General features: G+C 34.5%; 22 protein-coding genes and 1 tRNA gene. 11 read left to right on the top strand and 12 right to left on the bottom strand.

Annotation, left to right across the window (positions count from 1 at the left end; all coding sequences use genetic code 11):
- Positions 1 to 136 precede the first annotated feature (136 nt).
- The 4 genes from ACQY29_RS13035 (at position 137) to ACQY29_RS13020 (ending at position 7,746) form a co-directional block, all read left to right on the top strand.
- Positions 137 to 5,848: a fibronectin type III domain-containing protein gene (locus ACQY29_RS13035; protein ID WP_428225616.1), complete on the top strand. Its 5,712-nt coding sequence runs from the start codon at positions 137 to 139 to the stop codon at positions 5,846 to 5,848.
- A gap of 1 nt (position 5,849) precedes the next feature.
- Positions 5,850 to 6,341 carry a hypothetical protein gene (locus tag ACQY29_RS13030; protein ID WP_428225615.1) on the top strand — a complete coding sequence of 164 codons (492 nt, stop codon included), beginning with the start codon at positions 5,850 to 5,852 and terminating at the stop codon, positions 6,339 to 6,341.
- 251 nt (positions 6,342 to 6,592) lie between these two features.
- On the top strand, positions 6,593 to 7,363 hold the full coding sequence (locus tag ACQY29_RS13025; RefSeq protein ID WP_428225614.1) for a hypothetical protein: 771 nt from the start codon (positions 6,593 to 6,595) through the stop codon (positions 7,361 to 7,363).
- Positions 7,364 to 7,536: 173 nt separating this feature from the next.
- Positions 7,537 to 7,746, top strand: a complete 210-nt coding sequence (locus ACQY29_RS13020; protein WP_428225613.1) for a hypothetical protein — start codon at positions 7,537 to 7,539, stop codon at positions 7,744 to 7,746.
- Positions 7,747 to 7,834: 88 nt separating this feature from the next.
- Here ACQY29_RS13020 and ACQY29_RS13015 read toward each other — a convergent pair whose 3' ends face one another.
- From ACQY29_RS13015 to tpx, 9 genes are all read right to left on the bottom strand, one after another.
- The gene (locus ACQY29_RS13015; protein WP_428225612.1) at positions 7,835 to 8,677 is read right to left on the bottom strand and encodes an IS3 family transposase; all 843 of its coding nucleotides are present in this window, start codon (positions 8,675 to 8,677) and stop codon (positions 7,835 to 7,837) included.
- A complete protein-coding gene (locus ACQY29_RS13010) occupies positions 8,674 to 8,952 on the bottom strand; it encodes a transposase (protein ID WP_428225611.1) in 279 nt (92 codons plus the stop codon). The genes ACQY29_RS13015 and ACQY29_RS13010 overlap by 4 nt, the downstream gene beginning before the upstream one ends.
- Positions 8,953 to 9,163: 211 nt before the next feature.
- Positions 9,164 to 9,248, bottom strand: a tRNA-Ser gene (locus ACQY29_RS13005).
- 127 nt (positions 9,249 to 9,375) lie between these two features.
- Positions 9,376 to 10,509, bottom strand: a complete 1,134-nt coding sequence (gene ribB / locus ACQY29_RS13000; RefSeq protein ID WP_428225610.1) for a 3,4-dihydroxy-2-butanone-4-phosphate synthase — start codon at positions 10,507 to 10,509, stop codon at positions 9,376 to 9,378.
- A complete protein-coding gene (locus tag ACQY29_RS12995; RefSeq protein ID WP_428225609.1) occupies positions 10,490 to 11,947 on the bottom strand; it encodes an LptF/LptG family permease in 1,458 nt (485 codons plus the stop codon). Before ACQY29_RS12995 ends, ribB begins: the two co-directional genes overlap by 20 nt.
- Before the next feature lie 8 nt (positions 11,948 to 11,955).
- Entirely contained in the window at positions 11,956 to 12,594 is a 639-nt protein-coding gene (locus ACQY29_RS12990; protein WP_428225608.1) for a LolA family protein, read from the bottom strand.
- A 7-nt stretch (positions 12,595 to 12,601) separates the two neighbouring features.
- Positions 12,602 to 15,115 (bottom strand): DNA translocase FtsK, encoded by a 2,514-nt coding sequence (locus ACQY29_RS12985; RefSeq protein WP_428225607.1) that lies wholly within the window; start codon positions 15,113 to 15,115, stop codon positions 12,602 to 12,604.
- 41 nt (positions 15,116 to 15,156) lie between these two features.
- Entirely contained in the window at positions 15,157 to 15,531 is a 375-nt protein-coding gene (locus ACQY29_RS12980; RefSeq protein ID WP_428225606.1) for a diacylglycerol kinase family protein, read from the bottom strand.
- Between the two features lies 1 nt (position 15,532).
- Positions 15,533 to 16,030, bottom strand: a complete 498-nt coding sequence (gene tpx / locus ACQY29_RS12975; protein WP_428225605.1) for a thiol peroxidase — start codon at positions 16,028 to 16,030, stop codon at positions 15,533 to 15,535.
- A gap of 117 nt (positions 16,031 to 16,147) precedes the next feature.
- Between tpx and ACQY29_RS12970 the strand changes: the two genes are divergently transcribed.
- The 5 genes from ACQY29_RS12970 (at position 16,148) to ACQY29_RS12950 (ending at position 18,676) form a co-directional block, all read left to right on the top strand.
- Positions 16,148 to 16,471 carry an ArsR/SmtB family transcription factor gene (locus ACQY29_RS12970; RefSeq protein WP_428225604.1) on the top strand — a complete coding sequence of 108 codons (324 nt, stop codon included), beginning with the start codon at positions 16,148 to 16,150 and terminating at the stop codon, positions 16,469 to 16,471.
- A 28-nt stretch (positions 16,472 to 16,499) separates the two neighbouring features.
- Positions 16,500 to 16,964, top strand: coding sequence for a DUF6428 family protein (locus tag ACQY29_RS12965; protein ID WP_428225603.1), 465 nt, complete (start codon positions 16,500 to 16,502; stop codon positions 16,962 to 16,964).
- A gap of 10 nt (positions 16,965 to 16,974) precedes the next feature.
- Positions 16,975 to 17,586 carry a class I SAM-dependent methyltransferase gene (locus ACQY29_RS12960; RefSeq protein WP_428225602.1) on the top strand — a complete coding sequence of 204 codons (612 nt, stop codon included), beginning with the start codon at positions 16,975 to 16,977 and terminating at the stop codon, positions 17,584 to 17,586.
- A gap of 1 nt (position 17,587) precedes the next feature.
- Positions 17,588 to 18,196 carry a low molecular weight phosphatase family protein gene (locus ACQY29_RS12955; RefSeq protein WP_428225601.1) on the top strand — a complete coding sequence of 203 codons (609 nt, stop codon included), beginning with the start codon at positions 17,588 to 17,590 and terminating at the stop codon, positions 18,194 to 18,196.
- A gap of 177 nt (positions 18,197 to 18,373) precedes the next feature.
- Positions 18,374 to 18,676 carry a DoxX family protein gene (locus tag ACQY29_RS12950; protein ID WP_428225600.1) on the top strand — a complete coding sequence of 101 codons (303 nt, stop codon included), beginning with the start codon at positions 18,374 to 18,376 and terminating at the stop codon, positions 18,674 to 18,676.
- A 70-nt stretch (positions 18,677 to 18,746) separates the two neighbouring features.
- Here the strand turns inward: ACQY29_RS12950 and ACQY29_RS12945 are convergent, their stop codons facing one another.
- The 3 genes from ACQY29_RS12945 to ACQY29_RS12935 form a co-directional block, all read right to left on the bottom strand.
- Positions 18,747 to 19,004, bottom strand: coding sequence for a DUF6952 family protein (locus tag ACQY29_RS12945; RefSeq protein ID WP_428225599.1), 258 nt, complete (start codon positions 19,002 to 19,004; stop codon positions 18,747 to 18,749).
- A 40-nt stretch (positions 19,005 to 19,044) separates the two neighbouring features.
- Positions 19,045 to 19,353, bottom strand: a complete 309-nt coding sequence (locus tag ACQY29_RS12940) for a thioredoxin family protein (protein ID WP_428225598.1) — start codon at positions 19,351 to 19,353, stop codon at positions 19,045 to 19,047.
- 138 nt (positions 19,354 to 19,491) lie between these two features.
- Complete coding sequence (locus ACQY29_RS12935; protein ID WP_428225597.1) at positions 19,492 to 20,127, bottom strand: peroxiredoxin; 636 nt, start codon at positions 20,125 to 20,127, stop codon at positions 19,492 to 19,494.
- Positions 20,128 to 20,377: 250 nt separating this feature from the next.
- Between ACQY29_RS12935 and katG the strand changes: the two genes are divergently transcribed.
- Together katG and ACQY29_RS12925 are read left to right on the top strand one after the other, a co-directional pair.
- On the top strand, positions 20,378 to 22,609 hold the full coding sequence (katG, locus tag ACQY29_RS12930; protein ID WP_428225596.1) for a catalase/peroxidase HPI: 2,232 nt from the start codon (positions 20,378 to 20,380) through the stop codon (positions 22,607 to 22,609).
- A gap of 141 nt (positions 22,610 to 22,750) precedes the next feature.
- Positions 22,751 to 24,421 (top strand): amino acid permease, encoded by a 1,671-nt coding sequence (locus ACQY29_RS12925; RefSeq protein WP_428225595.1) that lies wholly within the window; start codon positions 22,751 to 22,753, stop codon positions 24,419 to 24,421.
- Positions 24,422 to 24,599: the final 178 nt, after the last annotated feature.

The raw sequence follows: 24,599 nt of genomic DNA, 5'->3' as shown, positions 1-24,599 counted from the left end.
AGAATTTAGAATTTTAGAAAATAGATGATAGAAAATTTCGTGTGCTTTGTGACTTATTTGAGTTCTTCGTGGTTAGAATTTAGAATACAAATTGCACTATACAGTATAAAACACTTGGTTAAGTAAATATAAAAATATGGGGAAAATAGTTCAAAAAATTATCGCATCACTCCTTCTTTTCACCTCATTGTTGGGTATGGCGCAGGTGTATCCGGTACAGATGACTCCGGTGTTTCATGTGCCTTATAGCAGTCGATTGTCGGACTATGCTAACAGTATGGATGTTAGAATGCGCTTATTGGTTAATACCACTGATATTGGGATAAACAATCGTCAGGTGCGACTTAAAATGTATGTGCAAGGCAACGGGATTCAAGCGCAGAGTTCGGAGGTGGTGGTAGGCATGAACCCGATATACATAAACGGTGGGGAATTATTAACGTTGACTAATCTTGAATTAGCACCCTTATTCCGATTGGAAAACCTAGAAGGCATGAGTCCTTCGCAATATGCTAATGCGTTGCCCGAGGGCTTGTATACTATTTGTTTTGAGTTATATGATTTTTTAACTAATCAGAAAATTTCGCAAAAAAGTTGTGCGCAATTGTATTTGATGCTCAATGATCCTCCACTGCTTAATACGCCCTCTCGAAATGAAAGTATTGCGGTAAGCGATTTCCCGAATATTTTATTTACTTGGACCCCTCGACAAATAAATGCTACCAATGTCTCGTATCAGTTTGAACTGAAAGAGATACTCGACCCTACTATAGACCCGCAAATAGGTTTTTTAACCAGTCCCATACTATATGAGGAAGAATTTCGTAGTACGGCCTTGTTGTATGACATAAGTAAACCCAACTTATTACCAGGCAAACGCTATGCGTGGCGGGTGCGTGCTATGTCAACGTCGGGATTGTCGCTTAATAATGTGTTTAAAAACGATGGTTATAGTGAGATTTACCATTTTACGTATGCCAGTCATTGTCCTGCTCCTACTTTTATATTAAGCGAGGCTGTAAGTGCCCGTAGTGTTCGCATTAGTTGGTTAGGCGATAAAAGTCACACTAAATACCATGTGCAATACCGCAAGTCGAATGTAACGGGAGCCGAATGGTTTGAGGTGTACACCATGAACACCCAGACCACACTTTCAGATTTAGAAGCGGGTGTGAGCTATGAATTTCGTGTGGGAGGCAGTTGCGAGCCAGCCGTTTTGGGCAATACCGCCACGTTTACCTACTCGGGGATTAACCAGTTTAGCATGCCTGCTACAGGTACTGCTACTACGAGTTTTACCTGCGGATTGAATCCTACTATTGCTATAGCCAATCAAACCCCTATAACTAACCTTATCGTTTCAGAAACGTTTACAGCGGGTGATTTTCCTGTAAAAATATTGGAATTGACAGGTAATAATCCATACACTGGCAAAGGTTATATTATAGTACCTTATCTTGCCGATACTAAAATAGCCGTTGCGTTTAACAACATTACCGTTAATACCAATTACCAATTGATAAAAGGTGTGGTGGAAACCACGTATAATCCTGAAGCGCCTAATATTAGTGATGTAGAGGATTTGAGTGGCGGGAATAATGGACAAATTGTGACTCAAACTGTGCCGTTTGTAATTACTACGATCACCACCAACCCTAATGGCGATATTATTGTAGGCGGAGCCAATGGAGAACAAATAACCATACCTGGCGGGAGTAATACGGTGATTACAGGCGGAAACGGACAAATATATAACGTAGATAGTCAAGGTAACGCAACAGGACCATTTGTGCCAGCTCCGGGGGGGGCTACAACTGCGCAAAATACTGATGGAGTCGCTTCAAATGGACAAGCATCGCAGTTTACTGCTCAAGGGGTTAGTGTGCGTTTTGAACCTATCAGTAATACAAAATATGCTTGGGATACCGCTCCTACTACCGCCCCTAGTTATATTAAAGAGAAATATGCTAAAGTGGGTAGTGACTATCTGTCTTACAAGGCTGTTGTAAACGGTCAGCGTGATGTGCTAAAAGCTAAAATTGTCATTTCAGATCATAAAATAGTACAGGATAGTATTATTTTTAAAACCCAGCATGGGGTACTGATAGATAAAGAAAAAACATCTGATGGTTACCTACTTACATTAAAAGGGACTAAAACCTATGCCGAAGAAGAAGTTCAGGCGGTCATTAAACAAGGGGGGGAATATAAAATAATTAATGCTTTTCGCTTGACACATATTAGCGAAAAACCGATTAATGTTACCCTTATCCCCTTAAATTCGAGTAATAGTATTCCGAGCTCGGCTATCACACAATTGCAGGAAGTGTACACCAAGGCAGGTGTAACGCTTAACATTAAAACGGCACCAGTCTTGCCTTATGACGGTGGTGGCGATAATAAAATAACCACTAGCGAAAGTGGCGTTTTTGATTATTATACCGATGAGGAAAAAAGCATAAACGCTAAAATAAAAGCGCTACCTGATTATGATCCTAAAACGTATTACCTGATTTACTCTAACCTACCAAGTGATAAAGGTATAGAAGGTTTTATGGCGTTAGGTGGACAATTTGGTTACATTTTTACTCCCCCTTCGGGGGTTGGGGGGCTCAAAACAGCAGCACACGAGTTAGCCCATGGAGTTTTTGCTTTACAGCATCCTTTTGCTAATGCCACTGACAAAGGGAAAACCCCTTTCTTAATGGATTATGGCTCTGGTACGGAGTTAGGACATCTTGATTGGGCACAGATTAATAATCCTGCGCTGAAATATTATGGGTTTCAGGGGGATAGTGAGGGGGAGCAAGCGACAGTTACGAATTTAGAACAACTTAAAAAATTCAGAAACAATGATGGTTCAATAACTTTTTTATCAGTAGCAGGAATTCCAATAACTTTAAAAGGGAATATAACAGATATTAGTTTTGTAACATCTGAAGATAAATGGAATATCAGTAAAAATTTCTTTCCTTTAGGAACTTTAATTGGGTTTACAATTGACGGTAAAAATTATTCAGCTTCAAAAACAGTAAATACTAACCAATTTCAAGGGTATGCTTATTATGACAAAGCAGATAATGCAAATAATAGTTATTATGAAGAAAATATAACTTCTAAAAGTAAACCAAAAAATATCTTAATAGGAATAACTTGTTTTAAGAATAATGAACCTATATTTAAAATATTTCCAACAGATTATTTTGACAAACACCCAAAAACAATTCTTGAGAAAAATAGAGGAGCAGGAGAAGAATTGTCAGAACTATCTCTGTCTGATTACATAAATAACGAATCACAAGCTGTCGAAATTTATGCAAAATTTGATAAAGATTTTTCAGAAGAACAATTGTTTTTTCTAGACAAATATTCAAAAAAAGGGAATGTTTGTGGGGCTGATGCATTAAATTTATTTAAAGCTGCCTATTATATTAATGATTCAAAAGGCTTATTAAATTGTTTACAAGATGCTGAAAATGATACCCAATCTAGTTTAACGGCTTCTTTAACAGTTATTAGAGAACAAAATTACAACCCTAACATTAATCATACAAGAGTTATTACTCCTCGATTTGAAGATGGAAGTTATAAGGCTGATTGGGAAGTAAAAAATAAAACTCAAGCCTTTTATGCTGCTTTTTTAAGAATAATTAAAAATTATTATTCTATAAATAAAATAAAAAGTTCAGAGTATGATACTTTAGAAAATCAAGATATAAGTGATATAGTTAATTTTTTTGATTTAGGAAAAGCAAAAGGCCGTACATGTTTATTAAGGAATATTCCTTTTGAGCTTCGAAAAAAAATAATCGAAAAATACAGTACTTGGACAATTACTACAGATAAAGAATCGCTACTTATAGATTTAATAGAAACTTTACCAAATGAAGATGTAAGTAAGTTTTTAGATTATTTAAAACAGTTTAACTATAAAATGTTATGGGAATTAGAAGATGAAATTAATGGAAGTAATAGTGAACGATTTGCTTATGTAATTAGTTCTCTCATTTTGAATACGTATCAAGTCCCTTCCGAACTTAATAGTTTTCCAAAAACAAATGAAACTCCTAATCCTAATAAAAGTACAAGATTTTTATATTTAGCTAATAATGAAAGTTTTTATTATGATGGACAGTCAGTTACATTCAATGCAAGAGCAGATAAATCAGCAGGAAATTTAACTCTAAGTTGCAATACTAGCTACTCACAACCATACAATGGACTTAGCCATTACAGAATGTATTACGAAGGTAGTCCATATGATTTTGTGAGAGTTCGTTTTATAAATGATTATAGATTCTCAAAATTAGGAAGTGATGAGAGCATCAAAAAAGAAGACGAAGCCATAGTCCCCGCTTATTGGTACTATTGGTTACTTAACAGGCAAAATACTGTAGAAAACATTAGAAATGTAAGGTTAGTATTGGATGCAGCGGCAGTTGCAGCTTCAGTTTTAACAGCAGAGCCTGGGCCTATTGTAATTGTTGATGGTGTCGTTGGTGCGGTAGATATAGGTTTTCAGTTGAACGAAGAAAAATTGGCTAATGGATCTGAACAAGATAAGGCTTTTTATAAAGAATGGGATGATTTATATACACTTTATGGGAGTGTAGTAGGAGCTGGGATTTTAACGAAACAGCTATATAATGGAGGAAAATATTTATTTGTTAATAAAAACAAGATTTGGGAAAACTTAAAAACATCTCCAAGTCAATTGGTAAAACTTGGTAGCGGGATAAAATCAGTCTTAAAGAATATCCAATTTTACAAAGCTGCCAACTCTGGTGTTAAAAATAGAATGTATGCCTATTTATTATCAGCTTATTTAGAAATTAAAATTCGTAACTTTGTAACTGAGGTAAATTCAGATGTAAGTTTTGTTGTTAAAAATGGAAGACTAATAACAAAAACAAATTCTTACGAAACAGAAATTGCTAAAGTTCTTGAAGAATCCAATGGTAATGTTCAACTTAACGATCTTAAGTTTTATACTGGTAAAACTGAAGATGTTGTTTCTGTTGAAGCTAAGTTTGCAAAAGTAACAGAAAATGGTTCTAAAGCATATGAGCTGATTAAAATAAAAAATGGTCAGCTTTGGTTGCGGGAGGTACAGGGGGCGGGGAGTTTATTCTCAAAGCTTGATAATCTTGGGTTAACAGCATTAAAAACTGAAATCAATCTTCTTGATGATGTTGCAAAAGCTAAATTCTTAGATGAGTTTGCAGGAGCGAGTGATGATGCTTTAAGAGCAATGAACGGAAATACTTCATTGGTTAATTATTGGAAAGCTAATGGCAATTTCATCAAGAATAAAACATATCCCAATGTAGGTCATAAAGTTTGGGACGATACAAAGAATGCAATTGTTACAAAAGCAGACCCAACAGAAACCAAAATTTTAAATGCTATCGAAAATGCACCGCCACCAACAAATAATCAAGTTGCAGTCGCGGGTGCGTATTCCCCTGAATTAGGCGGTAATGTAGTTTTGAAATATAATGATAAAAACTTCAATGTTAATTTATTAGAACCTGAATTGAAACAACATTTAGACTATTTAACAATGATTAAAAATGACTTCGACAAAGGAGGAAGTCTTTATCAAAAACTTTATTCAAATGTTCCACTTGAAAAAATACAAAATGCTGGTTTAGCAGGTACACATGCAGAGGTTTTAGCAACAAATGAAGTAATAAAACAACTTAAACAAGCTGGAAAATTTAATTCGATTCAAGATTTGAATAAAGTACACGTTTTAGTTAAAGGTCGTCCATCATTTGGAAATATGTGCCGTTGTCCACATTGCTTTCAAATTATTGACGGTGTTAAAATGATAGGAAATCAATAGTATGGAAAAGAAAAAACTTAATATAAAAGGTATTGAATACGAGTTTTTTTATGATGAAAGGATAAATATGTGGCGTATTATAGAAAGTCCCGATTTTATTGAGGGACAATCTATTGATTTGGAAATTGACTTATCAAATTTTACTAATCCGTTAGATTGGCTAGAAGTTGAAAAATTTATCGAATCGATGAAAAACAATAACTCATTATTTATTGAACGTATTGAAGACGCTAAAGAGGTTTTAAAAATTCTTTTCAAAACAATTAACAAAAAGAGTTACGATAAAAATTTCTATGAGGATATCGAATTTAATCTTTCTGGTATTGATTTTAAAGGATTATGTAAAAACATAAACCTTAATGACAAGTTTGAATATGATTATTTTTTCTTTCCCCAATATTCAAAAGACCCTTACCGAGATATTGGCTCTTTTGTATGGAGAGCAAATTTTAGGGATACTTTATTGTTAGGTGTTTATTGTGATAGAATTTAACTTTACATAACCCCAATCAAAGCGTTTGAGAGGTAAAACTTTCAAACGCTTTTTAGTTTTAAATACACCTAATAAGGTTCAGGCAATTTTTTTTTAAAGCGTAGCGATATTGTTCTGTAAATAATCTTTAAATCTCTTTTTTGACACAAAAGTTTCAATCAGTTTAAGGAGAATCCCTTTTTCTTCGCTATCCAGTTCGTTTATGAGTTTTAGTTGTTCTAATGTGGCTTTGTCTTCAATGGTCACTTCGTTTGGCACGACATTTTTTTCAGAATAGAAACCCAAAAGATACTTTTCCAACAAGAAATAAAAAGCCAAAAAATGGCAGTAGAATATATTTGTTTTTTGATAATGACAAAGCTATAGGGCGCAATAAGTATTTAAGAACCCTTTACAATGAGGAATTACAAAAAGTACTAGACTCTAAACAGGCTGAAAAATTAAGTGCGTTTATTGACAAATATGCTACTACTGCTAACTTCCGACAAAAAGATGAAAAAAGAGGTACTTATTGGGGATATGTTGGATGTAGTAATTGTGATAGTGACGGTGTAGAAAATGGTACTGGCTCTGGTTATGCTAATTATGTAAATAATCTTGGAAAAAAAGCAAATCAAGCGTATTCACCAGATAATAAACCAGTAAATACTTCAGAAAATCATTTGTTTGATTATACTAAGGTAATTTCAGATGCTGAAAAGCAAAAAGTTTTTTCTGAATTGCAAACTATAAATACTTCTAGTAAGTTGGTATGCAAAATTTATTTGACAGACACTAAAACACCCGAACAAAAAAAGACTGAAATAGCTACTTACGTTAATGATTTACCTGGTAAGCAAATTGCACTTTGGATTGATTTTGATGCACAAGGAAAAGCGTCTATAAAAACGTTTTTAGGAAAAGAAATTAAAGGAAGAGATGCAGAAGGAACAGGTATATATATAAAATATCTTTCAGATGTTTTAGCAACACTTGATTTACCCGCTCCCGCGCGAATCCTTTCGCGTGATAAAAAGATGTAACATAATTATAAAAACAACGAATCCAGTGCATTTTAATCACTGGATTTTTATATAACAAAATAGTATATTTGATTACAACTGGGAATATATATTTTCCCTTTTCTAAAGAACACAATTCCACGCGAAAAGATTCGCGCGGGAGCGGGGGAAGATTACCTTCTTCAAATGATAATTTGAAATTAATATATTTGAAAAAAGGAAACAATTCTACAGGAACAGCTTCAATTTTTCCTATGTTAACAGCTACAGAAACAGAAGAACTAGTTGCCATAGCTTTTTCAAATCCGAATAAAATATGGAATATAGATGGTAATTCTCAAAAATGGGAGTCTTTAGTTAATAAGCTGCACCCAAAATTTAAAGCAACGGTATCTAAAAAATAAGATAGATTTCACATTTATTTTTCGGTTCTACGGGCTAAAACGGGAAATAACTTTTGGCTCATTAAAAGCCTAAAAAGTTATTCTCGTTTTATGCCACGTTTTGTAAATGATAGACCTCATTTTGGGTTTTATTTTTTAAAGACTGGTGAAATCTCTGGTTATTGTAAAACTCAAAATATTCCTCTAATCCTTTACGTAATGTTTTTACATCTTTGTATGCCTGTAAATATACATTTTCATATTTTACCGTCCTCCATAATCGTTCTATAAAAATATTGTCTAATGCTCTTCCTTTTCCATCCATTGAAATTTTGATGTTATTATCAATCAATAGTTGCGTATGTAATTCGCTGGTATATTGACTTCCTTGGTCAGTATTGAAAATTTCTGGTTTTCCGTGTTGTGCTAAGGCATTTTCTAGAACTGTAATACACCAGGATGCATTCATTGTATTACTAATATCCCAACCCACAACGTATCGAGTGTGTAAGTCAATGATAGCTGAAAGATACATAAACCCTTTTTCCATAGGTATATAGGTGATGTCAGTAGCCCAAACTTGGTTTTTCCTTTCAATTTCTAAATCCTTGAGCAAGTAAGGGTATTTTTTGTGTTGCTTGTTAACAATAGTGGTGCGTGGCTCACGATAAATAGTTTGCCAGCCTACAGCTCGCATCAAGCGTTTAACTCTTTTTTTATTGACTTTGAAACCTTGTTCGTTAATCCATACTGTCATTTTTCGATATCCATAAAATGGTGTTATTTTATATTGAGACAGCAATAATTCCTTGATTTTTTTATTCTCAACAGATTCGCCTTTAGGTGAATAATAAAATAAATTCCTATTTAATGACAATAACTCACAGCGTTTAGATAAACTTAAAAAATCATCTTTAATAACCCAGTCCATACGAACTTCTTTGGCAATCAACTCAGCTTTTTTTTTAAATAATCGTTCTCCATTTTCAACTGACCTATTTCTGCATAAAGCTTCTCGGTAGATATGGGATTTTTGACTATTTCAGGTTTGTCTTTTGCAAAAACGTTAGACATATTTTTTACTGCCTCGGCTTTCCAAATGGATATTTGGGTAGGTAATAATTCATATTTTTTGACTAAGACTTCAATGGTTGTGCGCTCTCTTAAGGCCTCTAAAACTACTTTGGTTTTAAATTCTTTACTAAAAGTTCTTCTTGTTCTTGACATAATACTAACTTAAGCTTTATATCTTATTTTTAAAAATATTTTTGCTCAGTTTTTGGGGAACAGTATACTTACAAATTTATATGCCTAATTTATCAAATCCACAGGTTTTGGACTTGATCCGTAATTTGTGCTATTTTGAAGTGCTTAAAAAGAAAAATCCCTTCAAAGTCTATAATTTGAAGGGATTTAATTCAATTTGCCTTTAAGCTCGCGGAGAAAGAGGGATTCGAACCCCCGGACCTGTTACAGTCAACAGTTTTCAAGACTGCCGCATTCGACCACTCTGCCATTTCTCCAGTATATTGTGCGTTACTTGCGTAATGCGAGTGCAAATATACAACTGTTTTTTTGTTTTACAAGTTTTTTAAAACGAAAAAAGTAAAAAAAATAACTTCCTTTTGTAAGGGTTTTAATACTAGGTGATTAGTATTTTACATATTCTACTATTTCTAATCCATAGCCTATCATTCCTACACGCTTGCCTACTTCAGTATTAGATACTAAACGGATTTTAGTGATGTCGATATCATGAAGTATTTGTGCTCCTATACCGTAATCCTTGCTATCAATGACGATTTTTGGCGCTTTCATTTCACCTTTTTGCTGTAAGTTTTTCAATTCGGCAATACGATTTAAAAGGCTAACAGACTGCATATCTTGATTGATAAATAATACCGCTCCCTTACCTTGTTCATTGATGACTTGGAACATGTCATCCAGTTGTTTGTCTGCATTGTTGGTTAAGGTGCCTAATAAGTCGTTATTTACTTGAGAAGAGTTAATTCGGGTTAATACGGCTTCACCGGTATTCCAAGTGCCTTTTGTAAGGGCAATATGTATTTGTTTGTTTGTAATTTGTTCATAAGCTCTTAATCGGAAAGTACCAAAACGAGTTGTAATGTCAAAATCTTCTTTTTTGACAATTAGACTGTCGTGTTGCATTCTGTAAGCCACTAAGTCCTCAATAGAAACTAATTTTAAATTGAATTTTTGAGCGACTTCTACAAGTTGAGGTAATCGTGCCATTGTTCCGTCTTCATTCATGATTTCTACAATCACACCAGCGGGTTTTAAGCCGGCTAATCGTGCAAAATCAATAGCAGCCTCAGTGTGTCCTGTTCTTCGTAGTACACCGCCTTTTCTGGCAATTAGCGGGAAAATGTGTCCAGGTCTTGCTAAATCGAAAGGTTTAGTACTTGGATCAATTAATGCTTGTATTGTCTTAGCTCGGTCAGAAGCAGATATGCCTGTAGTTACTCCATGTCCTTTTAAGTCTACAGATACAGTAAAAGCTGTTTCCATATGGTCAGTATTATTTGTAACCATAGGATTTAAGCCTAATTCTTTGCATCTTGTTTCGGTTAATGGTGCACAGATTAGACCTCTACCGTGAGTCGCCATAAAGTTTACCATTTCGGGCGTTATTTTTTCGGCTGCAGCTAGAAAATCACCTTCATTTTCGCGATCTTCATCATCGACTACTATGATGACTTTGCCTTGGCGTATATCTTCAATAGCTTCTTCAATAGTATTTAATTTAATGGTTTGTGTTTCCATCTTCTGTGTTTTTGCGTTGTGTGAGTTTAGTGTATATTTTTTGAAACGGTTCAGTGATGAAATCAAAATTAATTTCACCGTTATCATTTATCGCTTTTTTGGTCAAATAAATGGCTAGTGGTGTTAAAACTAGTGTTGCGGTCCATGCTCCTAAAAATGCAGGAATTTGTGATTCCTGTGCCATTTTTTTAGTAAAAGTGTTCATGAAATGAAAGGAGATAAAAATTAGCATGGCAAACACAATAGGTAATCCTAAACCGCCTTTTCTGATAATTGCACCTAGTGGAGCACCAATGAAAAACATGAGTAAGCAAGCAAATCCTATTACAAATTTATCAAAAATAGCATTCCAAAAACCATTGATTTCTTTTTGACGTAGAAGCAAAGCTATTTCATTGAATTCTAGGTTTTGTTTCGTACTTAATAAGTCGCTTTCAGCAACACTCAAGACAGTAGATTTGCTCTCTGGAGAAAGTAATTTGTTGAGATTCGTTGTTCTAGGTGTTTTTATTTTAGTGGTATCAACATTGTAGTTGTTGTTTAGTCCAAATCGTTGATAGTTGTTATCAGCAAATGAGGCTACTTCCTTTTTGTAATTTTGAGATAAAGAATCAATGGCATATTTTAAGTCATTAATTTTAAGCATGGCATCGGTGTTCTTAATTTCACTTTGGTTCTCCGCCATCTGATTTAATTTTGATAAATCGATATTTATAGTGTATTCTTTAAAATAAACTTTTACAAAAGGTTGTCGGATTCGTTCTTCATAACTTTTCGGTGTCACATCTTCATAGTAATGCCCATCATGAAGTACCAGTTGTAATAGGTTTGAAGATTCCGAACTTATCAAATCACCAGTTTTTGATTTGATTACTGTTTTTGCGCCTTCTCCTAAATCTGATTTTTTATGAATGGTTACACTCTCAAGATGTTCCCCTTTTTCGCCGGTTTTTTTTTCGACACGAATATTAAAGTTTCCTATGTCACTAAATTGTCCTTCGGCTATGGCTAGGGCAGGTTTCATTTGAGCTAAGTTTTTTCTGAAATTAGTGAATTTGTATTCAGAATACGGAATAACATTGTTTGCAAAAAAGAAGGCTGTTATGGCTAATATAAGATTGAAAACAATAAGCGATCTTAAGCTTCTAAAGAATGATACTCCGGCTGATTTCATTGCGGCAAATTCATAATGTTCAGCTAAATCGCCAAAAGTCATGATAGAGGCTAACAACACGGTTAGAGGGAGTACCATGGGCATTAATTTAGGAGTAGCGAAAACTAAGAATTTCAAAATCATGATTAAATCTAAGTCTCGACCTGCTAATTCCGAAATGAATAACCAAACGGTTTGTAAAATGAATATAAAAAATAAGATTACAAATACCGAAGTAAATGTAATCAAATAGGATTTAAGTAAGTAACGATCTAATATTTTCATTGGAGTAATTAATCCAAATTATTGATGTAATAGTTAGGGTATTTTGATTTTACAAAAGTAAAATGATTTTTTGGTAACTGTGCGTTTGTTTTTAAAGAATTAACAGTCAAAGTTACTCGTGTCCCGTTTTTGTTTAAAGTTATAGTGTTATAAACTAAATTTGTACTTAAATCTACTCCTACAAGTATTTGTTTGCGCTCATCTTTAATATTAATAGGGGTAAGTTTTACGTATTGTATTTTTTTACCCTTAATAGTTTGGTTGATATCCCAGCTGTATTTGAATCCTTTGCTAAAAAAGGTTAGCATTTTTGCAGGCGTGTTGTTTTCTTCTTCTTTATCTAAACGAGCAATTGATATTTCTTCGTCTTCTTTTGAAATAGTATAAAGTTTTTGACCATCACAAATTTTAGTTACTCCTAAGAAGTTTAAAATGTATTTTTCACCACTAAGTGTAACATTTCCTTTGTTGTCTTGGTTGATGTTTTCTTTAGCGTTTTGTAAATTGTATTTAAAATCTAATTGTATGTTTTTTAACGATTTTACTTTTGTCGTTACTTTGGTAAGTAAGGCTTTCGCTTTAGTTTCATTTTGAGCTTGAATAGAAATATTCAAGAATAAGAAGAACAGGAATGCTATTTTTTTCATTTTATGTTTAATTGTTTTTTTCATTATTAAAAAATTGTTCTAAAGCGACTAAGTCAGGAATATTTACTGAGCGTGCTTTACTTCCTTCAAATGGACCTACAATACCCGCAGCTTCTAATTGGTCTATCAAACGTCCAGCTCTGTTATACCCCAACTTTAATTTTCTTTGAATTAACGAAGCAGAACCTTGTTGTGCCGTAACGATTACTTCCGCAGCATCTCTAAATAATGAGTCTCTTTCAGAGATGTCAATATCAAGATTTATGCCACCGCCATCTTCACCGATAAATTCTGGGAGCATGTAGGCGCTCGCGTAGGCTTTTTGTGAACCGATAAAGTCACATATTTTCTCCACTTCAGGGGTGTCTACAAAGGCACATTGCACACGAACCATGTCATTACCATTAGTGTATAACAAGTCTCCGCGACCTATTAATTGGTCAGCACCTTGTTGGTCTAAAATGGTTCTAGAGTCAATTTTAGAGGTCACACGGAAAGCAATACGTCCAGGGAAATTGGCTTTGATGATACCTGTAATTACATTTACAGATGGTCTTTGAGTGGCAATAATCAAATGAATACCAATAGCACGGGCTAATTGTGCCAAACGAGCAATAGGTGTTTCAACTTCTTTACCGGCCGTCATAATCAAGTCGGCAAACTCATCGACTACTAATACGATATAAGGTAAGAAACGGTGACCCGCTTCTGGGTTTAGTTTTCTTTGTTTGAATTTCTCGTTATACTCCTTAATATTTCTCACCATTGCATCTTTTAATAAAGAATAACGGTTGTCCATTTCTACACATAAAGAGTTAAGGGTAGTAATAACTTTCGAATTATCGGTAATAATAGCGTCTTCGGTATCAGGAAGTTTGGCTAAATAATGACGTTCAATTTTGTTGAACAAGGTCAATTCTACCTTTTTAGGGTCAACCAAAACAAATTTTACCTCGGCTGGATGTTTTTTGTAAAGTAAAGACGTTAATACGGCATTCAAACCTACCGACTTTCCTTGTCCAGTAGCACCTGCCATTAATAAGTGAGGCATTTTTGCTAAATCGACTACAAAAGTTTCATTCGAAATGGTTTTTCCTAAAGCAATAGGTAACTCCATTTCTGCTTCTTGGAATTTAGCCGACGATAAAACACCACGCATCGGGACCATGCTTGGATTTTTGTTTGGAACCTCAATACCTATCGTCCCTTTTCCTGGCATAGGAGCAATGATACGAATGCCTAAAGCTGATAATGATAAGGCGATATCGTCCTCTAAGCTTTTAATTTTTGAAATACGAATACCTGCCTCAGGGACAATTTCGTATAAAGTTACCGATGGACCTACAGTTGCTTTAATTTGCGCAATGTCAATCTTGTAGTTGCGTAGGGTTTCTACAATTCGGTTTTTATTTTCTTCTAATTCTTCTTGGTTGATAGTAATGCCTACTGAACCATAATCTTTTAATAAATCAATGGTCGGAAATTTGTAGTTTGATAAATCTAATGTTGGGTCAAATTCACCAAAATGCGCTACTAATTTCTCTGCAAGATTTTCTTCAATAATGTCTTCTTCTTCAACAGATTCAATAACTAATTCATCTGAATGATGTTCAGTTTCGATAGGCTTGCTTGTTGGATTTATATCTAAAGATAATTCCGAAGCATGACCAATGGTAGGTTTTAATGTTTCCTTGTTGATTTCAAACTGCGAGGGTACTGTTTTTAAAGTGATTTCTCCTAATTCTTCATCGTCATAATCTTCTTCATCCAAATCTGTTGTTACATTTTTTGCTACAGGTTCAGGGGAAGGAGTAATGTTGTTTTCTGTAGCCGTAACTTCATCAGAAATGGCATACTCTTCTAAGTTGTAAGCCGTGTTGTTGTCTTTTGCAGTAACATTTTGCAGTTCTTCTTGTAAACCTGCTTTTGTTTTCTCGTAAGCATTTTTGATTTTATCTGGAGAGATTTTAATCTTAAAAATCAAATAGATAACAACTCCGAATAATAAAGTAAGTAGTGTACCTACTTTTCCAATATAATCTTGTAAAAAAGAATTAATTTCAAAGCCTATCATACCTCCTAATTCAGGTAAGCTTGTACTGAAAAAGGCAAGTAATACTGATAAGATGATGATGGCAAAAATGTCCCAAAACCAAGTTTTTTTGAGTTTTGAAACGGCTAAATCCAATATTAAATAAGCGCCAGTAAGCAATAATAAACGGACTACTAAAAAAGAAGCCAAACCAAAACCTTGGTAAATAAAGAAATCGGATAGAAAAGCTCCGAATTTGCCTAACCAGTTTTGCACCGCTCTATCACGATTAGCAAAATCACCTAAAGCGCTTTGATCATATCGTCCATTTACAAAAAAGGAAATAAAGGATACCGCTAAGGCAATAGCGAATAAAACCAATAACACGCCGAAGGTAAATTTCTGTTGGCGTGAAGCTGAAAATTTCTTTAATAACTTCGTTTCGTCTGTTTCTGTTGTTTTTGATTCTTTCTTTTTGGATTTAGCCATTTTAAAATTTAATGTATAACAAAAATAATCATTAGTTCGGGTTAAACTAATCTTGGAAGGTAAATAAATCCACCAATAACCATTGCGGTTATTGCGGCGAAAAATACAGCTCCTGCAGCAATGTCTTTGATGAATCCTATTCTTTCATGGAAATCAGGATGCACAAAATCAGCTATTTTTTCAACGGCTGTATTCAGACCTTCAATACTGAGTACTAAACCAAAGGCAAAGATTTGGAACATCCATTCTTCTTTGCTGATTTGAAAATAATAGCCCGCTACACTCATAATGATAGCTAGCGAAGATTGTGCCATAACGCTATGCTCAGTTGTGATTAATTTAAAAGCACCTTTGGCAGCGAAGCCCACACTCTTTAAGCGACCTGTGAAAAAAGTTTCGTCTTTTTCGAATTTCATTTTATAATGCAGCTAAAGCAGATTCGTAATTAGGTTCTTGAGCAATTTCAGGTACTTGCTCCGTGTAAGTTACCACGCCATTTTCGTCTAACACGATTACGCAACGTGAGTGTAAACCAGCTAATGGACCTTCTGTAAGCATTAAACCGTAATCGTTTCCAAAAGCTCCAGTGTTGAAATCAGATAAGCTAATTACATTCTCTAAACCTTCAGCACCACAAAAACGAGTGTGAGCAAATGGTAAATCTCTTGAAATACATAATACTTTAGTGTTAGCTAAAGAACTAGCAACCTCGTTGAATTTTCTTGCCGAAGCAGCGCAAATTCCTGTATCAATACTAGGGAAGATGTTTAAAACTAATTTTTGTCCTTTATAATCCGCTAATGTTTTTATAGATAAATCGGTAGCTACTAATGAAAAATCTTTTGCTGTAGTTCCTACTGCTGGTAAATTTCCAGAAGTGTTTATCGTGTTTCCTTTAAATGTAATTTGTGCCATAGTATTTGTTTTAATGAAGTCCCAAAAATAAGGATATTTTTTGAATTAAATTTTTGTTAAGTAGAGTTATTGTTTTAAAACTTAATCGTAATATTGCAATATATAAATATATGTCGAATGGGAGCTTCTAAATCTGATTTTTTTACCGCAGAACAAAACGAGTTGGCTATGTTGTTTAAAGCCTTGTCAAATCCTGCGCGCGTGGCAATTATAGAATATCTGTTAAGAGTAGATTCTTGCATTTGTGGAGATATTGTTAATGAATTGCCTTTAGCGCAACCTACCATTTCTCAGCATTTGAAAGAATTGAAAAATGTAGGACTGATAAAAGGGAGTGTAGAAGGTACGGCGATTTGTTATTGTATCAATCCGGAGGTTATTAAGAAGTTTGAGGAGTATTTTTTTCAAATTAAAAAACAACTGCAAAGTAAATGTTGCTAAATAAAATCTAAATTTAAATCGTATTGTTATGAAATTATCTGAATTTAAAATGCAATTAGCGCAACTTGAAAATTTTCAAATTCAATTGCCCAATGGTACTTTTGTACCCAACCATTTCCACATTACTGAAATGGGAATTATTAATAAAAAATATACCGATTGTGGAAATACGTTTCGAGAAGAAAATTATTTTACCTTTCAATTGTGGTATTCTGTGGATACTTGGCATCAATTGACTTCTGAAAAGGTATTGAAAATTATCTCGGGTATCGAAAAAAACACAACGGTAGGTGATTTTGATATTTTGGTAGAATATCAAGATGCGCATACTATTGGGAAATTTGGTTTAGAGTTTAACGGACAAAATTTTCTATTGACACCTACACAAACAACTTGTTTGGCGCAGGATAACTGTGGGTTACCTGTTGAAAAAGTGAAAAAGAGTCTGAAAGAAATGACGTCTTGTTGTACCCCTGAATCGGGTTGTTGCTAAAAATAAAGGTATGAAAGAAAAAGAACACTGGGAAAATGTTTTTACTACAAAAGCGGAAAACGAAGTGAGTTGGTACCAAAAAATACCGACTACTTCTTTGACGTTGATAGAGAATTTGCAACTATCGAAAGACGCTAAGATTATAGATGTTGGCGGTGGAGATAGTTATTTGATAGACTCGCTTTTGGAAAAAGGTTATACCAATTTGTTTTTGCTAGACATTTCTGAACATGCGATTGAACGAGCAAAAAAGCGTTTAGGAGAAAAAGCGTGTAAGGTTACTTTTATAGTTTCAAAAAATATTGCGTTGGACATTGATGAAAAATTTGAGCTATGGCACGATAGAGCTTCATTTCATTTTTTAACTGCAAAAGTAGATATTGAGTTGTATTCGAAAGTAGTTTCTAAATATGTTACAGATAATGGACAAGTGGTTATTGGTACTTTTTCAGAAAAAGGCCCTAAAAAATGTAGCGGTTTAGAAATTACCCAATACACGGCAGAAACAATGCGAAAGGTTTTTGAAAACGATTTTGAGTTGGTCAGTTCTTTTGAAGAAGACCACCAAACGCCTTTTGATACGACTCAAAACTTTATCTTTTGTACATTTAATAAGAAATAAAATGTTAGAACAATTAACACAAACTTTGATAAAAATTGCTAAAATTTCTGTTTCAGAAGAACGAAAAGAATTGCTAAATCCCTTGATAACTTATATACAAGGCAAAGTAGACAAACAGGAAGAGATTCGATTGAATTTTATTTGTACACATAATTCGAGACGAAGTCATTTATCCCAAATATGGGCGCAAACGATGGCTTTTCACTTTGGGATAAAGCAAGTATATTGCTATTCTGGAGGAACGGAAGCGACAGCCATGTTTCCTAAAGTAGCTGAGACTCTAAGTAAGCAAGGTTTTTATATTCAAAAATTGAGTAACGCAGAAAATCCAGTGTATACCGTACGATTTGATGAAAATCAGCATCCCGTAATTTGTTTTTCAAAGGCTTATTTTGATGGTTTTAATCCTAAAAATACTTTTGGCGCTATTATGACTTGCAACAATGCAGACGAGGGGTGTCCGATGGTCTTTGGTGCAGAAGCTCGATTTCCTGTTAAATATAACGACCCGAAAGCTTATGATGGGACTGATTTGATGGATGAAAAATATGCCGAACGTAGTTTAGAAATAGCTTCTGAAATGCATTATGTATTTTCGCAAATTCGATAGATAAAAAATTGAAGTTCAAAATGTTAAATAAAATTTATAAAATTTAAAATGTAGGAAAATATTTGGTAGCTTTACTATATAACTTAAAATCAAAATGTTATGAAGTCAGTTACTATTCTCGTTCGGGTTTTATTGGGGGTATTGTTTATAATTGTCTCCTCGCTTTTTTTCCTTAAAATGGCACCTGAGTCTGCTGCTACAGGGAATTTTAAGATGTTTAATACAGGTATGATTGCAGCGCAATATATCTACCCTCTGGCGAAATCATTAGAATTTTTGTGTGGACTGGCTTTTGTAACCAATCGATTTGTGGCATTGGCAAATTTGGTGATTTTACCAGTTTCGATTAATATTTTTATGATACATTTCTTTATGTCACCTGAGAACTTACCCGTTGCTATTTTTGTATTGGGGTCTAATTTGTTCTTAATTTATCGTTATTGGGAGCATTATAAAGGGTTGTTTCAAGCAACAGAATAACTTAATTTGTAGATTGAAATGAAATAAGAAATAGGATAAAAGAGCGTTAAAATCTCTTTTATCCTATTTCTTATTTATCTATAGAACCCATGACACGTTGCATGAATTCGTTTAAAGCTGTTTTTTTGTCTTTACCTTCTTTGATGCTTTTGTGGACTTCTAAGGCGCCATACATATTAGAAATAAGCTCGGCGATGACATCAATTTCTTCGTCTTTTAAAGATTCTAATTCAGTAAGGTTTTCAAGGACTTCTATAGTTTCCACCATATAGTCGCTATCGTTATCCTCTATAAATTGGGTGAGGTGTTTGATTACGGGGAGTTTCATTCTTAGGAAATGTTTATGTGTTTAAAGGTTAAAGTTTTGGTTACGCAATTTCTGCAACTAAAGCGTTTAAAACCTCTGCTTTGTTGGTTTGAGTTTCGCCTACTAACTGACCATTTACAAAAGTTGCAAAAGTTGGTAGGTTAGATACGTTAGCTAGTTTTCTTGATTCGGGTGCGTTTTCAGCATCCACTATGACAAAAGACATCGTTTCGTTTTCTGTAGCTAATTTTTTAAATTTTGGTTTCATAATACGGCAGTTGCCACACCATGAAGCTGAAAATTGTACGACTACTTTTTCGTTTTCGTTTACGATATTTTGTAAGGTGTCTTCGTTTAATTCGATTAACATAATTTTTTGTTTGAGGTTTAAGGTTTCAAGTTGCTTTAAGAAAGCATTAAATCTGGACAATCTTTTAAAGACAATGACAATAACAAACGTCAATAAAAGATATTGAATATTGTTATTGCCATTGTATATAATTGATGATTAGTTTTGGCTTAAGTAAGCAGCTGTGCTTAAACGGTCAGCAGTCATCGCTTCTTTTCCTTCTTCCCAGTTAGCTGGACAAACTTCTCCTTTAGTCTGAACGTGTGTATAAGCATCAATTAAACGTAAATATTCGTTTACATTTCTTCCTAATGGCATATCATTTACACTTTCGTGGAAAATTTTACCTGTTTCATCAACTAAATACGTAGCACGGAAAGGTACATTAGAACCTTCTAATAAGATAGAATCAGATTCTTCGTCATATACTTCTTCAGCGTCTAAAATGTCTAAAGCTTTAGATAAATTGCGTGTAGTATCAGCTAATAATGGGTACGTAACTCCTTCAATACCACCGTTGTTTTTTGGTGTATTTAACCATGCAAAGTGTACTTCGTTAGTGTCGCAAGATGCACCAATTACGATAGTGTTTCTTTTTTCAAATTCTGGTAAAGCAGCTTGAAAAGCGTGTAATTCTGTAGGACAAACGAAAGTAAAATCTTTTGGATACCAAAATAATAGTACTTTTTTGTTGTTTTTAGTTGCTTCTTCTAAAACGTTGATTCTTAAGTTGTCTCCCATGTCAGAGATAGCGTCAACAGTAATGTTAGGGAAAATTTTTCCTACTAATGCCATAATGATTGTGTTTTAAAATTGTTTTTAAAAATCGTGAGCAAAATTACTCATTGTTTCTATTCAAAAATACAGTTTTGTTACTTAATTTCTATTTGGTTATAAAAATTCTTTATAGTTCTTTTTTAAGGGTGTTTTTTGATAAAAATCAATATCTGTATAATTTTTATTTATTGTTTTTTTTGATTCAATAGATTTTATTTTTGTAATTTTGGTAAAACACTAATTGATAACTAATTATAATTAAAATGCTATGGAAGACTTATCGAAAAACAATCCGCATCAATCTAATGGAAGTAAATGTCCTTTTTCGGGAGGTGCCATGCCTAAACATGGTGCTGGTAAAGGAACTATCAATAAAGATTGGTGGCCTAATCAACTGAATTTAAATATCCTAAGACAGCATTCTAGTCTGTCGAATCCAATGGGAGAAAGCTTTAATTATAAAGAGGCTTTTAATTCCTTGGATTACTATGCATTAAAGGAGGACGTTACCAGATTAATTAAAACGTCTCAGGATTGGTGGCCTGCGGATTTTGGTAGTTATGCTGGTTTGTTTATCCGTATGGCATGGCATAGTGCAGGGACTTACCGTGTAGCTGATGGTAGAGGAGGCGCTTGTGCGGGAACGTTGCGTTTTGCCCCTTTAAATAGTTGGCCAGATAATGCGAATTTAGATAAAGCGCGTTTGTTATTATGGCCTATTAAACAGAAATATGGCAATAAAATTTCATGGGCAGATTTGATGGTGTTAGCAGGGAATTGCGCTTTAGAATCTTCAGGATTTAAGACTTTTGGATTTGCAGGTGGACGTGAAGATGTTTGGGAGCCTGAACAAGATATTTATTGGGGTTCTGAAAAAGAATGGTTAGGCGATTCTCGTTACTCGGGTGAGCGTGATTTAGAAACTCCGTTAGCAGCGGTACAAATGGGGCTGATTTATGTAAATCCAGAAGGACCTAATGGTACTCCCGACCCTTTATTAGCTGCAAAAGATATACGTGAAACTTTTGCGCGTATGGCTATGAACGATGAAGAAACGGTAGCGCTAATTGCGGGTGGTCATACCTTAGGGAAAGCACATGGGGCGGCAAACCCAGGAGAATTTGTAGGAGCTGAACCTGCCGCTGCGGGTATAGAAACGCAAGGACAAGGCTGGTTGAATACTTTTGGTAGTGGGAATGCTGGCGATACGATTACCAGTGGATTAGAAGGAGCTTGGACAAAAACACCGACACAATGGAGTAATAATTTCTTTGAAAACTTGTTTGGGTATGAATGGGAATTGACTAAAAGTCCTGCTGGTGCTCACCAATGGAAACCTAAGAATAATGAAGGGGCAGGAGAGATGCCTGATGCTTTTGATGCTGACAAAAAACACACGCCTTTTATGTTGACAACTGATTTGTCTTTGCGTTTTGACCCAGCGTATGAGAAAATTTCCAGACGTTTTTTAGAAAATCCAGATGCATTTTATGATGCATTTGCACGTGCTTGGTTTAAGTTAACCCATCGTGATATGGGACCTAAAGCTAAATATTTAGGACCAGAAATCCCAGCGGAAGATTTGATTTGGCAAGACCCAATTCCTGTGGCTAATTATAAGACTATTGAGATTGCGGATAGTAATCAATTAAAAGCTAAAATTTCAGCCTCTGGTTTGTCTGTAAGTGAATTAGTGGGTACCGCATGGGCATCAGCCTCTACCTTTAGAGGTTCGGATAAACGAGGGGGAGCTAATGGAGCGCGTATTCGTTTGACGCCACAAAAAGATTGGAAAGTGAATAACCCGGAGCAGTTGCAAAAAGTATTGGCGGTGTTAGATAAAATCCAAGCCGATTTCAATGCAACAAATAGCGAAGGGAAGCAAGTTTCTATGGCTGATTTAATTGTTTTGGCTGGAAATGTGGGGGTTGAACGAGCAATTCGAAATGGAGGTTTTAATTTTGAGGTGCCTTTTGTGGCAGGACGTACGGATGCAAGTCAGGCGCAAACGGAAGTAGACTCATTTCAATATTTGCATCCCGTAGCAGATGGTTTTAGAAATTATGCGATGTCTAAATTTTCGATAGCCGCTGAAGAATTATTGTTAGACAAAGCACAATTGTTAACGTTAACCGCACCTGAAATGGGTGTATTGCTTGCGGGGATGCGTGTGTTAGGAACTAATTTCGACCAATCTAATGTGGGGTGTTTTACAGATAAGAAAGAGACATTGAGTAATGATTTCTTTGTGAACTTGTTGGATTTAGGTACGACATGGAAGGCGGTATCTGAAGCGAATGATGTTTTTGCGGGTAGTGACCGTCTCACAGGTCAATTGAAATGGATTGGTTCAAGAGTAGATTTGATTTTTGGTTCTAATTCTGAGCTGCGTGCCATTGCTGAAGTGTATGCCAGTGAAGATGCGAAAGAAAAATTTGTGCAAGATTTTGTGAAAGTTTGGACAAAAGTGATGCATTTAGACCGCTTTGATTTGAATTGATTTCCGAAAACAAATAGATAGATTGAGAGAAAGATAGCTTTTAGAGGCTATCTTTTTTATTAAAAATGGTAATTCCATAAGATTATTCTACAACTTTTATATATTTGTTGGCTATAACCAATTAAAAACAAACATTTTCATATGTCATTAACACGATTATTTCGAAAAAAATCTTTGGATGTAATTTTAAAGCAAGGAGGCGACGGGGAACATTCAGGTTTAAATAAGGTATTGACGGTTAAAGATTTGACCTTTTTTGGTATTGCAGCGATTATTGGAGGGGGTACATTTTCAGCGATTGGTAATGCTTGTTTCTCAGGCGGACCAGGGGTGATTTTGTTATATGTTATTTGTGCTATAGCCTGTGGATTTACTGCCATGTGTTATGCTGAGTTTGCTTCTCGAGTACCGGTTTCAGGGAGTGCTTATACGTATGCTTATGTGTCCTTTGGAGAATTGTTTGCGTGGATTATCGGATGGGCATTATTGATGGAATATTCCATTGGTAATATTTATATTGCTTTTTCGTGGAGTGGTTATTTTACAAATCTTTTAGAATCTTTCGGTTTGCATTTACCCGAATGGTTGACCATTAATTACAAATCAGCTCATGCAGCCTTTTTAGAACATAAAGCAGGAGAGGGGATGTTGGCATGGCAAAATGCTCCTGAAATTGCGGGTTTGAAAATCATTTTTGATATGCCAGCTGTTGTGGTTAACATCTTGATTACGTACTTGATTTACAAAGGAACCAGTGAATCTAAAAATGTGAGTAATTTTATGGTGTACTTAAAATTAATAATCATCGTATTGGTTATTATTGTAGGTGCTTTTTATATTGATATTGATAATTGGACACCATTTATGCCTAACGGTTTCAAAGGGGTTATGGCTGGGGTTTCTGCGGTATTTTTTGCTTATATTGGTTTTGATGCGGTTTCCACTTTAGCCGAAGAAAGTAAAAATCCGCAGCGTGATTTACCTAAAGGGATGATTTATTCATTAGTGGTTTGCACCATTGTATATATTATATTAGCGCTTGTATTAACAGGAATGGTAAAATATGACTTGTTAGGAGTAAGTGACCCATTGGCGGAAATTTTTGCTTTAAAAGGGATAAAATGGATGTTGTTTATTGTGTCAATTGCTGCTGTAGCAGCTATGACCAGTGTAATGCTTGTGTTTCAAATGGGGCAACCTCGTATTTGGATGACTATGAGCCGTGATGGATTGATGCCTAAAAAATTTGCTGAAATTCACCCGAAATATAAAACGCCAGGATTTGCAACAATTGTTACTGGTTTTGTAGTTGGTTTACCTATCTTTTTTACAGATGAAAATTTTGTACTAGATTTTACCAGTATTGGAACTTTATTCGCTTTCGTATTAGTTTGTGGTGGGGTTTTGATGTTGTCACCTACTGAAGAAAGTGAATCGCCAACCAAGGGAAAATTCAGAATTCCGTATATTAATTCTAAATTTATTTTTCCAGTACTTGTAGTTGGTTCAGGAATCTTGATTCAATATCTTTTTCCAACATATTTTGCGGAAGCTTGTAGTTTGACGAAAGAAAATTTGGCTACTAATTTGCCATTAATTGTATTTTTTATCTTTACCTTGATAATGACCGTTATGGCTTTTGTTAAAAAACTGTCTTTAATTCCTTTGTTAGGATTAATTTCTTGTTGTTATTTGTTGACAGGAATGGCGGTTTCTAACTGGAAATGGTTTGGGGTATGGTTAGTGATTGGTTTAGGGGTGTATTTTGCGTACGGTTTTAGAAATAGTAAGTTGAATTTTGTAAAAAAATAAACCTCAAAAAGAGTCATATAAGTAGACTTCCTCTCTGAGAATTCGAGATAAGAGGATTTTCTTAGATTTTAATCAGAATAATTTAGTAATTAATAGCTGTCTTGTGTTTTCTTGATGGCTTTTTTTTATTCTTGTTATTAATGTTTTTTTTGATTTTTTATGTGTTTTTTGTAATTTT

Source organism: Flavobacterium sp. (assembly GCF_965262375.1).
GTDB lineage: Bacteria > Bacteroidota > Bacteroidia > Flavobacteriales > Flavobacteriaceae > Flavobacterium.
Note: the sequence above shows the minus strand (reverse complement) of the source record. Positions and strands in the feature narration are given on the sequence as shown.